The organism is Rhizobium sp. S163 (genome assembly GCF_030380805.1).
Taxonomy (GTDB): Bacteria; Pseudomonadota; Alphaproteobacteria; order Rhizobiales; family Rhizobiaceae; genus Rhizobium.
Window position 1 is genome coordinate 66,424 of the sequence record NZ_JAUDSA010000035.1, and the last position, 13,654, is coordinate 80,077.

The following is a 13,654-nucleotide window of genomic DNA, read 5'->3' on the forward strand; positions in this document are numbered from 1 at the left end:
GAAACCCCAGTGGAGACGAGGGTGACGCGGCGGTGCCGCATCACCCGTCCGCAATTCAGCCGATGCCAAGCTTCTTGGTGACGTCTTTGACGTTCGCCTTGTTGGCGAGCAACGCCGGAACATAGGTCTCGCGTGGCAGCGTCTGGCCGGCCAGCAGCTTGGCGACATTGCGGATTGCCGTACGGCCGATCTCGGCGGGCTGTTGCGCAGCGTTGGCGCCGGCCGGTGAGTTCGGGTCTGCGACGAGCTGCAGGACCTCGGGGCTTCCATCCACGCCGTAGGTACGGATTTCGGTGCGCCCGGCAGCGGACAGCGCCTGGGTGGCGCCAAGCTGGGGAATATCCCAGGCCGACCAGATGGCCTTGATCGAACCCTTTTCCGGGTACTTGTTGAGGATTGCGGTGATCTGGGTGAAGGCGTCCTGAACTGTGTTCGGGATCACGTCGCGCAGTTCCGGCTGGATGATCTTCACTTTCGGGAAGTACTTCACCACGTTGACCAGCTGGTCGTAGCGGATCGCGCAGGGCGTCACGCCGTAAAAACCGTTGAAGACGACGATGTTGCCCTCGGCGCCGATATCGGAGACCAGCTGCAGTGCCAGATCCTTGCCGATGCCCCAGTTGTCCGACGTCGTGTTGTTGATCGAATTGGTCGAGCCGACATCGACGGTGAGAACCGGAATGCCGGCGTCGCGCGCCTTCTTCAACCAGGGATCGATGACGCTGAGCGTGCCGAGAATCTGGACGATCGCATCGGGCTTCTGCGCCACCAGCGTCTGCAACTGAGCGACCAGCTTTCCGTCGTTGCGGCCGGCATCCACCGCGATCGGCTCGCCGCCAAGGCGCTTCACTTCCTCGATCTGGGCGTTATAGGCCTGCAGGTCGAAATAGTGGTCGGTACCCGTGGCGCTGATGGCGATGCGCTTGCCCTTCAGGGAAAGGCCTTCTTCGTCTGCCGCGGCTGCGGTGCCGGCGCTTGCGAGAAGGCTGGTGCCGGCGAAGGTCGCGCCTGCCACGGCGGCGAACTTCAGGATTTCGCGACGGCCGAGGCCGGCATTGGTGTGTTCAGTCATTTTGTTGTCCCTCAATAATCAATATCCATAGAATATGTAGATTAAATGGAATTGAGAGAAACGCTTTTCCAAAAGCCGAGGTCAGGAGGAAATGAACCAGAGGGAAGAAGGGCTACGGATAGGCGTTTTCGACGGCAGCGTTCAGGTTGACCAAAGCGAGATACAGCGTGGAAATTGGCGGGCGAATCCGGATCGGCCGCCGGCGGTTTCGAGGCGCTCGGAAGCTCAGCCGCCGTACTCGATGATCTCAAGGCCAGCATTGTAGTCGGTCGCATAGACAAGGCCTGAGGCATCGACGAAGACGTCGGCGGACTGGATGACTTGTGGACGCCCTGGGCGCTTGTCGGTCATGATTTTCGGCGCGGCGGGCACGAGCGCGCCGGTCTCGACGGGGCGATAAGGATCGGAGATATCGAAGGCGCGGATGCCGGCATTCTGCCAGGTCGCGAAGATGAGCGTCTCGGACACGAACGAACCATGGCGGTTCTCATGAAGATTATGCGGCCCGAAATGGCCGCCCTTCTTGGTGTAGTCGACTTCATCAGGGATGGGGAAGGTGGAGATGCTGACCGGGTTGGAAGGCTCGCGGACATCGAAGATCCAGGTGTGTTTGCGGCCGTCCTCTTCACCATCGGCCACAGCCTCGTCGGCGACGACGAGCAGGTTGCGCCCCGGCAACGGTAAAGGCGAGTGGGTGCCGCCGCCATAGGGCGGAGACCAGTTGCGGTGCGCGATTAACTTCGGCGCGGCGTGGTCGGATATGTCAAGCAGCGTCAACCCGCCATCGCGCCAGCAGGCATAAGCCGTGTTGCCGGAAACCAGCGCGTGATGCAGCGCATAACGTTTGCCCTCGGGTGCCGTGGAGGTTTCGCCGGCCGCGCGGTTCATGCCCGGGAGCCACCAGCGCCCGACAATTTCGGGGCGTGTCGGATCGGCGAGATCGATGGTCACGAAAATGTAGTCTGAGAAGCCGTCGAGGAGCGCCGATGCATAGGCGTAGCGGCCGCCGACGTACCAGAGGCGATGGAAACCGACGCCCTCGACATCCAGTTGACCGATCCTGCGCGGCGTGTGCGGCGTCGAGATATCGTAGACAGTCATGCCGGCTGTCCAGGAGCGGTTTTTCTTGCGGCCGGCAACGGTCTCGCCGATTGATTTGGTGTAATAGTCCTTCTCGCTGGAAAACGTCTCGACATCGGCGAAGAGATCGAGTGCGTTGATAACGAGCAGCAGATCGTCATGCGTCTGCAGATGAATGTTCCAGGTGTTTGCGGGAGCTGGGATATAGGTAACCGCGCCGGGCCGCTTGGGATCGCGTACATCGACGATCGAGAAGCCCTGCGACCAGGGATGGGCGACATAGGCATGTCCCCGATGCACCATCAGCTGCAATCCGTCGCCACGTCCACCAATGTCGGAATGCCCGATCAGCTTCATGTTGCGGGCGAAATCAGGGCGTGGGAGGTCGAGGCTGTCAGCCATGTGGTCACCTGTAAAATGTGAATTGAAAATAAAAAAGCGCCGTCTCGATGGGCGGCGCTCGATTGTTTCGGATGCTTAGTTTAGCGGCTGGATCCACGGAGCGGTCGCGGCATCACTCTTCAGGAAGGCGGGGAACTTCTGCTGCAGGTCTTCGATCCTGGTGATCTTGTTGCTGATGAGATCGTCGCGGGTCACCAGCGTCGGCTTCAGGAGCACGGAGCGGCCCGGGAACTGGCCGGCGATATCCAGCGATACGGCGCGGACCGAGACTTCGCCGACGACGGCGGCGTTGGTGGCGGCGGTGGCAACCCATGCGCTGTCGGGTTCGATCATCAGCTGGATATCGGCCGTCGAGGTGTCGACGCCGTAGATCTTCACCTTGTCGGCGACGCCGAGCTCGTCGATCGCCAGCTTTGCGCCCTTGGCGAACTCGTCCCAGGGCGTGAAGATCACCGAGATGTCGGGGTTGGCGCGAAGTACCGCCTTCGTCTGGTCGGCCACGGAGGCCGGAACCGTATCGTTGACCACGCCCCACACGGCTTTTTCCGTCAGATTATGCTTGGCGACGAAATCCTTCCACACGGCATAGCGGCGATCCAGCGGCGCGAAGCCGGCGACATAGACGGCGCCGCCGACGAAGCCGTCGCCCTTGTCCTTGACCGCCTGCTCGAGCACGAGGCTCGCCATGTCCTTGTCGCTTTGCTCGATCTGCGGGATCGCCGGGTTGTCGAGGTTGACGTCGTAAGCCACGACCTTGATGCCGGCATCGAGAGCCTTCTGCGCGACGTCCTTCAGCACCTCGGGACGGCCATTGTTGATGATGATGCCATCGACGCCGAGGTTGATCGCTTGCTCGATCAGCGTGCGTTCCGTGTCGTTGTCGTTGCGGGCCTGGGAGATCGTCGTCTTGATCCCGAGCGCGTCGGCCTGCCGCTTGACGCCCGCCTCGAAGGCCTGCAGCCAATCGCCCCCGCCGAGATAGCTGACAACGGCGATATTGACCTGGCGCTTGTCGAACGGCGCCGGCGCGCCTTCGATGCCGGTTGCGAGGCTGGAGCTTGCAAGCAGCACGCCCGCGATGAGCGCGGCGGCAAAGGATTTCAGTGTGGTCTTCATAAGTCAGCCTCTCCTTGGGCTATGGCGTGTGATAGTTTTCGTTCACGGATTGGTTCGGCCGAGGCCATAAGTGAGCGCGAGCGCGCCCGCCAGCACGGCACCCTTGACGAAATCCTGGGTGTAGTAAGGCGCATTGAGCATCGTCAGGCCGTTGAGCAGCACACCGACGAAGACGGCGCCAACGATGGTGCCGAGCGCGTTCGGGCGGCGAAGGCCCATGACCGTAAAGCCGATCAGCGAGGCGGCGACGGCGTCCATCAGAAGCGATCCGCCCGATGACACGTCGCCGCGCCCGACGCGGGCAGCAACGATGATGCCGCCGAGCGAGGCCAGCGTTCCGGAGATCACATAGGCCAGCGTCTTGAGGCGCGTGGTCGACGCGCCGGCGAGACGGGTGGCGACCTCGTTTCCGCCGGTGGCAAACAGCAGCCGGCCGATGCGCGTGCGCTCCGTCAGGATGTAGAGGACTAGGGCGACCAGGATCATCAGCACGACGGCCACTGGAACGGTGCCGGCGATGCTGTAGCGGCCGATCAGCAGGAAGCGCGGATCGTAGACGCCGGGTGCCGTCGAGCCATCAGGCAGGATGAGGCCGGCCGAGATCGAACGACCGGCCGTCGGGATCAGCTGCAGGCCCGAAAGCAGGAACATCATCGACAGCGTCGCCAGAAGATCCGGCACCTTCAGCCGCACGATGACGAAGGCATTGATGAGGCCGATGAGCGCGCCGAAGGCGAGCACCAGCGGGACGGTTGCGAAAGCGTCGAGCCCGAGCACGATCATCGCATAGCTGGCGGTCATGACGCTGGAGGCGGCGACCGCACCGATCGAGAGATCGAAGCCGCCGACGGCGAGCGTGACCGTGACGCCCGCGCCTAGAATGGCAACCACTGACACGGCCTGCAGGATGCTCATCAGATTGTTGATGTTGATGAAGGCGGGCTGTGCGGCGGTGAAGCCGATCACCAGCGCGATGAGGAGCAGGAAGACCGCGCCGGAGCGGATCACCGCAGCCACGCGGCTCAGAAACGGACCTGTGCCCTGCGGCGAAGGTGTCTCGCCAATGGATTCATCCTGAATGGAGCTCATGCTGGAATTCCTTCGGCAGCAGGTTTGTCTTCGTGCACTTGCGCGGGGCGGACACTGTGATGATCGATGACGAGGATGCGGTCGGCGATCTCGAAGGCCTCTTCCGGATCGGAGGTCGCGATCAGCGTGGCGCGATCGCTCCGTCCCCTGATGGCTTCGATGATGTCCTGCCGGGCGCCGACATCGACGCCCTGGAATGGCTCGTCGAGCAACAGCAGCCGGCTCGGCTCAGCTTCCCAGCGAGCGAGAACGGTCTTCTGCTGGTTGCCTCCGGAAAGGGTCCATATCGATGCGTCGGGGCCGGAGGTCTTGATGCGCAGTCGCTTGATCGCCTGCTCCGCCTCGCGTGTTTCGCGGTTGCCCCACAGGAAGCCCTGCGGGTACCATTTGCGCAGGTGCGGCAGGCTGATCGTCGCGGCCACGCTGTTTCCCGGCCATGACGGCGGCATCAGGGAAGAGTGATGTCGATCCTCGGCGGCCATGACGATACCGGCCGCAATGGCAGTTGCGGGGCCGTTCGGTTGGTACGGCTGCCCATCGAGTGCCATCGTTCCCGAGGCAAGCGTTCCCGTCCCGAAGATGGCTGACAGGAGCCGGCTTTTGCCGGCGCCGAGCACGCCGGTGACGGCGACGACTTCGCCCTCGCGGATGGATAGGTCGAATGATGTGCTGGTGGCGAGAAGCTTGATATTCGCCATCTCGAAAATGACGCGGCCATTTTGCGCACCTACGTCCGGCCGCGCCGCCTCCAGTTTTCGTCCGATCATTGTCTCGATCGCGGCGCTGAAGTCGATCGGTCTTTCGAAGGCGCCGACCACACGGCCACCGCGCATGACCAGCGCCCGATCTGCGATCGCCTGCAGGTCGGCGGTCCGGTGCGAGATATAGAGAACGGCGAGACCCTGGGCGCGCAAGCGTAGCAGGATTTCGAACAGCCGCTGGCTCTCCCCGATCGACAGGCTGGCCGTTGGTTCATCGAGGATCAGCATGTCCGCCTTGTTTGAAAGGGCACGCGCAATCGCCACCAATTGCCTATCGGCGGCGCCGAGGTCGGCGAAATCGCGATCAAGCGGCAGTTCAAAGCCTGCGGCATCCAGCATGGCCTTTGCCTGCACGCGAATAGCTCCTCTTGAGACGAAGAACGGCTGGCTGCGGTCGGCGAAGCGATTGAGGAGCAAGACATCGGCGACCGTCAGCCCCGGTGCGCCGACCAGATCGGTCGATTGGTGCACGGTCACGATACCGCGCGCTGCTGCTTGCGCCGGCGTCCGCGGCGCGAAGGGTCGACCGTCAATGGTCACCTCTCCGCCGTCGGCGGAAAGCACGCCGGAGAGGATTTTCACGAGTGTCGATTTGCCCGCGCCGTTCGCGCCCATGAGAGCCACGATCTCACCGCGGGCGATCGATAGGGAAGCGCCCGACAGCGCGCGTGTCGTGCCAAAGCTGCGGGTCAGATTTTCAACGGAGAGCAGAGACATGGATGAACTACTAGTGAAGGGGAGCCGAGAGGCGAAGTTAGGGAGCATCGCTCTGATTTAAATGAATTTTACGCGCGCTACTTCGTCTTGAACGGCCCTCAAAAACCCGGTTTCATTGACGCCAAGTTGCACCGGAACCCGGTGTCGCGACAGGCAAAGTGTTTCCCGCCCCACACGCAAATCGCACAAAGTTTTTCCCGTTCAGCAGAAATATCGGAGCAATTTGTCTACTAAAAACGTAGAAAATATACGCTAATGAAAATGCGGGAGAAAAGCCGCGGATAAATTGGATCTTTTTAGGAGCGCATCATGAAGACCTTCAGCCGCCTGGCGCTTTCTGCCGCCGCGATCTCATTCGTCGCCTTGAGTGGTGCTCACGCCGAAGGGTTGGCTGGCGCGCCGGCGCCATTCGACAAGGGCGGCGTCAAGCTTGCCCTGATCAGCTACATCTCGGCAGGCGACTTCTTCCAGGCCTATCAGGCTGGCGCACAAGCGCAGGCGAAGGCGCTCGGCATTGACCTGCGCGTCTTCCCCGGCCGCCAGAACGCCGCCGAACAGCGCGAGCAGATCCTGCAGGCCGTCAATCTCGGCGTTCAAGGGATCGTCGTTGACCACGGCTTGCCGGAATCGCTTGGTGACGTCGTGCAGCAGGCACTCGACAAGGGCGTGAAGGTTGTCGCTTTCGACGTCAATCTGAACAACCCCAAGATACCGCAGGTCGAGCAGAGCGATCATGAGCTTGCCAAGCAGGCGCTCGAACAGGCGGTGAAGGAAAATGGCACGAGCTTCAACGCCGGCTATGTCTATGTCGCGGGCTTTGCGCCGCTCGACCGCCGCAACGAGGTCTGGGAGAAATTCAAGGCCGATAACAAGGGCGTTGTCGAGAAGGCGCGCTTCGGCAATGTGAGCGACACGACCGCGACATCGACGGCGGACCAGGCGAAGGCGGCACTGACGGCCAATCCCGACATTAGCGTGGTCTTCGCTCCCTATGACGAGTTTGCGCGCGGGGTGAAGCTGGCGGCCAATGATCTCGGCATCGCATCCAAGCTGAAGATCTATTCGGCCGATGTTTCCACCGCCGATATTCAGGAGATCACCGAGGAGGGAAGCCCGTGGGTGGCGACCGTCGCGACCAATCCTGCTGTTGTCGGCGCCGTATCCGTTCGCGCGGCGGCCCTGCAGATCGCCGGTGAAGACGTTCCCCACAATATCACCGTGAAGCCGACCCTGTTGACGCAGGCGGCGCTGCGGTCGGCCAACGTCAAGACGATCGAGGATCTGGCGAAGAAGCTGCCCGAGTTCAACACCAGCGACGTGGTGACCGCTCCCTGGATCCCGGCAAAGCTTTTCTGACGCAGGCACGCCAGTCCGGCAGCTCGCCTGCCGGACCGCTCTATTTTCAATGGGAGTTTTCGATGAGCCAATCCAATGTCATTCATGTCGCCGCGCGAGGCGCGACAAGGACCGAGCTTTTCGCGCGCGCGGAGGAGATTTCAGCTGACCTCGCGAGCCGAGGCGCCGAACTCGACCGTGACGGCCGCCCGCCGCTCAATGAGATCGTCAAGCTCAAGAATGCCGGGCTGCTTAACGCGCTGCACGCTCAAGCGATAGGTGGGGGCGGCCTTGACTGGGTCGACGGTTTGAAGCTCGTGCGCATTCTCGCCCGTGGAGAAAGCTCGATCGGGCAGCTGCTCGGCTATCACTTCGTCAACAGCCAGTACATCTACTGGGCGATCGACGACGCAGGTCGTGCCAATGCACTTGGCACTGAAACAGTAGCCAAGGGACTTTACTGGGGTGCTGCCGTCAATCCTCGCGATCCGGGCCTCACGCTGACGCGACGCGGCAACGGTTATGTGTTGAACGGCCGCAAGTCCTTCTCCACCGCGGCGCGGATATCCGACTACATCAACGCCAATGCCACGCTGGACGGAAAGATCGCGAGTTTTGCGGTTCCTACCAATCGGCCGGGCTATATCGCCAACGACGACTGGGACAATATCGGACAGCGACTTTCCGACAGCGGCAGCGTCGAATTCCGGGACTTCCCCGTTTACGAGGAGGATTTTATTGGGGCACCAGCCGAGGCGGGAGCGGCCCCCCCGGTGCTTGCGAGCTTCAACACACCGCTGATCCAGCTTGTTTTCGTGAATTTCTACCTCGGCAGCGCCGAAGGCGCTCTTGCGCAAGCAGTCGACTATGTCAGGACGACCACACGCCCTTGGGTCACATCGGGCGTCGCCAGAGCACAGGACGATCCCTATATCCTTGAGCGTGTCGGAGAGTTTACTGCTTCAGTGAAGGCGGCCGCTGCATTGGCGGATCAGGCGGCCGGCGCGGTTCAGGCGGCGCTGTCTCGTGGTGCTGATGTCACGGCGCGCGAGCGCGGGGAAGTGGCCGCTGAAGCCTATGCCGCCAAGGTTCACGCCACAAATGTGTCACTCGACATCACATCCCGCGTCTTTGAGCTGACCGGCGCCCGCTCGACGGCTGAATCCTATCGTTTCGACCGTTACTGGAGAAATGTCAGAACGCACACGCTGCATGATCCCGTTTTCTACAAGGCCAAGGAAGTCGGTGAGTTCGTTCTCAACGACAAGATCCCCGAAGTCAGCCTCTATAGTTAGACAGTGGTCCTAGCGACCCTCGGTAGCCCCGTCGCTTGCGGCGGGGCTACCTGCGTCGGTCAAAGGGCGCCGCTTCGCGGCGGTAGCGCCCCGTTGAGATGATAGTTGCCGACAACATGGTATTTCCAGCGCACCGGATCGTGCAGCGTGTGGGTCCGTGCATTGCGCCAGTGGCGGTCGAGGTTGAGACCTGTGCTCGTGGAGGCCGTGCCGGCGAGTTCGAAGAGCGCGTTGGAGGCGTCTAATGCGATTTCCGATGTCAGGACTTTCGCCGCTGCAACAGCGAGCGTCGCAGCAACGACGTTTTCTTCGGTCGTATCGATCTGTGCAATGTCGACCTTGTTGCCGGCACGTTCGACCAGGGCGGAGGCCGCTTCCAGCCTGATCGCAAGTTCCCCGGCCTTGGCGATGGTCAAAGGATCATCTGATGCTCTTTCAACACCGCTGTTGGTCCATGGCCGCGATCGGGTCTTCACGAAATCGACCATTTCTGAGAAGGCTGCGCGCGCAATGCCGAGATCAATCCCCGCATGGATGATCTGCCCCACCGAACCGATCGTCGTTGGACGCTCGAAACCTTTATGATGGTGCACGACAGCATCGGACGGGACGTAAACATTATCAAGCAACGTCGTACCGCTGCCGGTCGTCCGTTGTCCAAAACCATCCCAATCATCAAGGATTTCCACACCCTCGCTTCCTTTTTGGACGAAAGACATGGTCAGTTGATCGTTCTCGTTCAATGCGAAGACCGTGATCCAGTCGGCAAATATGACGCCGGTCGAATAGAACTTTCGGCCATTGATGCGATAACCGAGCCCATCACGGACAATTCGGGTATTGTAGTCTCCAACGGTTTTCGTGCCACGCTCCGACAGCGCGTTGCCGAACCGGTCGCCGGCAAGTGCGCGTGCGAAAAAGAAGCGTTTCTGTTCTTCCGTGCCGTCCGTTCGAAGCGCTTCGAGAATATAGAAATGGTTCTGGGGGATCTGGCCGATCGATGCGTCGGCCTCGGCGAGAATGGCGGTCACCTCGGCAAGAACGCTGTTTGAAACATCTATTCCTCCGTATTCGTGAGGAACAGTAATCGCCAGAAGACCTGCGCGTGACAAGGCATCCAACTCATGGTGAGGAAGCAAGCGCTCCTGATCGCGCAGGGAAGCTTCGGTTTTGAAGCGATCCGCCAGCGTCCGCGCGGCCGAGATCGCTTCTTCTTCGCTGGCCAGATGCGCCGTGGCGCCCCCAATTGCGTTTATCTGATGTGGTATCTTGTCCATCTCTCTCTCCAAAGCTGAGGAGATAGGGGTGCAAGATGTCTCGATTAAAAAGAAGAACATTAAATCTATAAACTAATGGACCAATGAAATGTCTTTGCGCTGCACATGGCATCTCAACCGGCGACAGTAAGGCCAAAGGGTGGCTGTTCGCGCACGCCGGGGAGCTCACCAAGTTCCCACGCCTTTCGGTTGCCGGCGTCACGAACAATTTCTGCGATTGCGCCGAACTGAGAGGCCAGAGGATTGGTCTTGCGCCAGACCATGCCGATCGTGCGGAAAGGACGGGGCTCCAGCAGGCGAAACACACTCACATCCGCCGAGCGTGTCTCCGTTCGCACCGCCATCTGCGGCAGCAATGTCACTCCGATGCCGGCGCCGACCATTTGCACCAGCGTGGTCAGCGAGCTCCCTTCCATGAGTTCGCGCGGCGGCGCGGCGGCGATGTTGCAGAAGGAGAGCGCCTGCTCGCGGAAACAATGTCCTTCCTCCAACAAGAGGAGACGCATCTCATGCAGCATCTCCGAACTCGGCACGGGTTTGCCTGCGTCCTCGATAGGCCGGACGAGAACGAACTCCTCGTTGAAAAGCGGAACCTCCTCAAGCGTCGTCTCTGATACGGGAAGGGCAACGATTGCTGCGTCCAATCTCGCCTCGTGCAGGTCCTCGATCAACCGCTGGGTCACCGCCTCGCGCGGGCGTGGATCAAGCCCCGGATAGCGCTGGGTGAGCGTCTTGATCACATCGGGCAGTAGATAGGGGGCGATCGTCGGAATGACGCCGATGCGAAGCCGGCCCGAAAGCGTCGTCTGCGTGGCGCGCGCCAGATCGGCGAGATCGTCGACCGAACGCAGTATGGCGCGTACGCGCTCCGCAAACTCCTCGCCGAGACTGGTCAGACGGATCTGCCGGCCACCGCGTTCCACCAAAGGAGCGCCGATCAAAGCCTCGAGTTCGCGGATTTGCACGGATAGCGCCGGCTGCGAAATCGCACAGGCATCGGCAGCGCGGCCAAAGTGCCCCAGCCGTGCTAGGGCCTCGAAATAACGCAGGTGCTTCATGGATAAGCCAATCATAACCAAAACCTATCAGTGCGTTCAGAATATACAATTGGAATTTATCGACCGGGTCCCTTAATTCCTTTTTCGGGACTTGAGCCAGACAGCTGGTTCGTTGACCCCGCGCAGCATTTCTTGCGCAAGGAACACTTGGCACGCGACGCCAACCCGAGTTCGAATTTTAGGGAGAGTGAACGTGGACACAAAGACACCATCGGCCGGCAAGTGTCCGGTCATGCACGGCGGCAATACGGCGCTTGGCAAATCCGTCACGCAGTGGTGGCCGAACGCGCTGAACCTGGACATTCTGAGCCAGCACGACACCAAGACCAATCCACTCGGCAAGGATTTCAATTATCGCGAAGAGCTGAAGAAGCTCGACGTCGAGGCGCTGAAGAGCGATCTGCGCGCACTGATGACCGAAAGCCAGGAATGGTGGCCGGCCGACTGGGGCAGCTATGTCGGCATGATGGCCCGCGTCACCTGGCACGCGGCCGGCTCCTATCGTGCGGCAGACGGCCGCGGCGGCGCCAACACCGGCAACCAGAGGTTCGCTCCGCTGAATTCGTGGCCGGACAACGTCAATACCGACAAGGGCCGCCGCCTTCTCTGGCCGATCAAGAAGAAGTACGGCAACCGGATTTCCTGGGCCGACCTGATCGCGCTCGCGGGCACGATCGCCTATGACGTCGCCGGCTTGAAGACCTTCGGTTTCGGCTTCGGCCGCGAAGATATCTGGCAACCGGAAAAGGACGTTTACTGGGGTGACGAGCAGGAGTGGCTCGCACCGAGCGACGGCCGCTACGGCGATGTCGCCAAGCCGGCCACGCTTTCGAACCCGCTGGCAGCCGTCCAGATGGGGCTGATCTACGTCAACCCCGAGGGCGTCAACGGCAAGTCCGACCCGCTCGCCACCGCCGCGCAGATGCGCGAAACTTTTGCCCGCATGGGCATGGATGACGAAGAGACCGTGGCGCTGACTGCCGGCGGTCACACCATCGGCAAGAGCCACGGCAACGGCAACCCCGCCGATCTCAGCGCCGATCCTGAAGCGGCAGGTCCGGAATCCCAGGGTCTCGGATGGTTGAACACCAAGGGTCGCGGCATCGGCCGGAATACCGTGGTGTCGGGCATCGAGGGGGCATGGACCACCGAGCCGACCAAGTGGGACAACGGCTTCTTCGAAATGCTCTTCAAGCATGAATGGCATTTGGTGAAAAGCCCGGCGGGCGCCACCCAGTGGGAGCCGATCTCGATCGCCGACGCCGACAAGCCGGTCGACGTGGAAGACCCGAGCATCCGCCTGAACCCGATGATGACGGACGCCGATATGGCACTTCGGGTCGACCCGATCTACCGTGAGATCTCGCTGCGCTTCCGCGACGATTTCTCCGCATTCTCGGATGCCTTCGCTCGCGCATGGTTCAAGCTGACCCACCGCGACATGGGCCCGAAGGCGCGCTACATCGGCCCGGATGTTCCGGCGGAAGACTTGCTTTGGCAGGACCCGATCCCGGCAGGCAGCACGAGCTACGACGTCTCAGCCGTCAAGGCGAAGATCGCCGCATCCGGCCTCTCCCTCGCCGACCTCGTCAGCACGGCATGGGACAGCGCCCGTACCTTCCGTGGTTCGGACAACCGCGGTGGGGCCAACGGCGCCCGCATTCGGCTGGCGCCGCAGAAGGATTGGGCCGGCAACGAGCCTGAACGCCTCGCCCGTGTTCTGGCCGTGCTGGAGCCGATCGCTGCCGCAAGCGGCGCTTCGGTTGCCGATGTGATCGTTCTTGCCGGTAACTACGGTGTCGAACAGGCAGCCAAGGCTGCAGGGTTCGATATCCAGGTGCCGTTCGCCGCCGGTCGTGGCGACGCCACTGCAGAGCAGACTGATGCCGAGAGCTTTGCGCCGCTTGAGCCGGTCGCTGACGGTTTCCGCAACTGGCAGAAGGAGCACTATGTGGTCAGCGCCGAGGAACTGCTCCTCGACCGCGCCCAGCTGATGGGGCTGACCGCGCCAGAGATGACGGCTCTCGTCGGTGGCCTGCGCGTCATCGGCGCAAACCACGGCGGCAGCAACCATGGCGTCTTCACATCGAAGGTCGGTGCGCTCAGCACGGATTTCTTCGTCACGCTGACGGACATGGACTATTCCTGGGTCCCGACCGGCCGCAACTCGTACGAAATCCGTGATCGCAAGACCGGTGCCGTGCGCTTTACCGCGACCCGTGCCGATCTCGTCTTCGGTTCGAACTCGGTGCTGCGCGCCTATGCCGAAGTCTACGCCCAGGACGACAGCAAGGAGAAGTTCGTGAAGGACTTCGTTGCTGCGTGGACGAAGGTGATGAACGCTGACCGGTTTGATCTGACCGCCTAAGGCGCAGGGTCTACTTACAGACCTCGAAAAGAACCTCCCCGCTTGCGGCTTCATGCGGGGAGGTTTTCCGTTTCATGGGTCGGA

General features: G+C 61.6%; 10 protein-coding genes. 3 read left to right on the forward strand and 7 right to left on the reverse strand.

From position 1 onward, the window contains the following. Positions 1-55: 55 nt before the first annotated feature. The 5 genes from QTL96_RS24535 to QTL96_RS24555 form a co-directional block, all read right to left on the reverse strand. A complete protein-coding gene (locus tag QTL96_RS24535; RefSeq protein WP_289729544.1) occupies positions 56-1,072 on the reverse strand; it encodes a sugar ABC transporter substrate-binding protein in 1,017 nt (338 codons plus the stop codon). A gap of 225 nt (positions 1,073-1,297) precedes the next feature. Continuing rightward, positions 1,298-2,554 (reverse strand): hypothetical protein, encoded by a 1,257-nt coding sequence (locus tag QTL96_RS24540; protein ID WP_289729545.1) that lies wholly within the window; start codon positions 2,552-2,554, stop codon positions 1,298-1,300. A gap of 75 nt (positions 2,555-2,629) precedes the next feature. Beyond that, positions 2,630-3,670, reverse strand: coding sequence for a substrate-binding domain-containing protein (locus QTL96_RS24545; RefSeq protein ID WP_113008585.1), 1,041 nt, complete (start codon positions 3,668-3,670; stop codon positions 2,630-2,632). 42 nt (positions 3,671-3,712) lie between these two features. Continuing rightward, on the reverse strand, positions 3,713-4,759 hold the full coding sequence (locus tag QTL96_RS24550; protein ID WP_289729546.1) for an ABC transporter permease: 1,047 nt from the start codon (positions 4,757-4,759) through the stop codon (positions 3,713-3,715). Beyond that, on the reverse strand, positions 4,756-6,237 hold the full coding sequence (locus QTL96_RS24555; protein ID WP_289729547.1) for a sugar ABC transporter ATP-binding protein: 1,482 nt from the start codon (positions 6,235-6,237) through the stop codon (positions 4,756-4,758). The genes QTL96_RS24550 and QTL96_RS24555 overlap by 4 nt, the downstream gene beginning before the upstream one ends. 309 nt (positions 6,238-6,546) lie before the next feature. On the opposite strand from QTL96_RS24555, the gene QTL96_RS24560 reads away from it, so the two are divergent. Further along, positions 6,547-7,593, forward strand: coding sequence for a substrate-binding domain-containing protein (locus QTL96_RS24560; protein ID WP_112941162.1), 1,047 nt, complete (start codon positions 6,547-6,549; stop codon positions 7,591-7,593). Positions 7,594-7,655: 62 nt separating this feature from the next. After that, entirely contained in the window at positions 7,656-8,867 is a 1,212-nt protein-coding gene (locus tag QTL96_RS24565; RefSeq protein ID WP_112972874.1) for an acyl-CoA dehydrogenase family protein, read from the forward strand. Between the two features lie 59 nt (positions 8,868-8,926). On the opposite strand, the gene QTL96_RS24570 is transcribed toward QTL96_RS24565, so the two are convergent. Continuing rightward, positions 8,927-10,144, reverse strand: a complete 1,218-nt coding sequence (locus QTL96_RS24570) for an SfnB family sulfur acquisition oxidoreductase (protein WP_289729548.1) — start codon at positions 10,142-10,144, stop codon at positions 8,927-8,929. Between the two features lie 113 nt (positions 10,145-10,257). Then, on the reverse strand, positions 10,258-11,217 hold the full coding sequence (locus tag QTL96_RS24575) for a hydrogen peroxide-inducible genes activator (RefSeq protein ID WP_112941165.1): 960 nt from the start codon (positions 11,215-11,217) through the stop codon (positions 10,258-10,260). A gap of 178 nt (positions 11,218-11,395) precedes the next feature. Here QTL96_RS24575 and katG point away from each other — a divergent pair, with 178 nt between their 5' ends. Then, the gene (gene katG, locus QTL96_RS24580; RefSeq protein WP_289729549.1) at positions 11,396-13,570 is read left to right on the forward strand and encodes a catalase/peroxidase HPI; all 2,175 of its coding nucleotides are present in this window, start codon (positions 11,396-11,398) and stop codon (positions 13,568-13,570) included. Positions 13,571-13,654: the final 84 nt, after the last annotated feature.

What these genes read in the sequence shown, in the direction of transcription:
- QTL96_RS24535 (WP_289729544.1), bottom strand. Translation starts at nt 1,072, where the DNA reads ATGACTGAACACACCAATGCCGGCCTCGGCCGTCGCGAAATCCTGAAG.
- QTL96_RS24540 (WP_289729545.1), bottom strand. Translation starts at nt 2,554, where the DNA reads ATGGCTGACAGCCTCGACCTCCCACGCCCTGATTTCGCCCGCAACATG.
- QTL96_RS24545 (WP_113008585.1), bottom strand. Translation starts at nt 3,670, where the DNA reads ATGAAGACCACACTGAAATCCTTTGCCGCCGCGCTCATCGCGGGCGTG.
- QTL96_RS24550 (WP_289729546.1), bottom strand. Translation starts at nt 4,759, where the DNA reads ATGAGCTCCATTCAGGATGAATCCATTGGCGAGACACCTTCGCCGCAG.
- QTL96_RS24555 (WP_289729547.1), bottom strand. Translation starts at nt 6,237, where the DNA reads ATGTCTCTGCTCTCCGTTGAAAATCTGACCCGCAGCTTTGGCACGACA.
- QTL96_RS24560 (WP_112941162.1), top strand. Translation starts at nt 6,547, where the DNA reads ATGAAGACCTTCAGCCGCCTGGCGCTTTCTGCCGCCGCGATCTCATTC.
- QTL96_RS24565 (WP_112972874.1), top strand. Translation starts at nt 7,656, where the DNA reads ATGAGCCAATCCAATGTCATTCATGTCGCCGCGCGAGGCGCGACAAGG.
- QTL96_RS24570 (WP_289729548.1), bottom strand. Translation starts at nt 10,144, where the DNA reads ATGGACAAGATACCACATCAGATAAACGCAATTGGGGGCGCCACGGCG.
- QTL96_RS24575 (WP_112941165.1), bottom strand. Translation starts at nt 11,217, where the DNA reads ATGATTGGCTTATCCATGAAGCACCTGCGTTATTTCGAGGCCCTAGCA.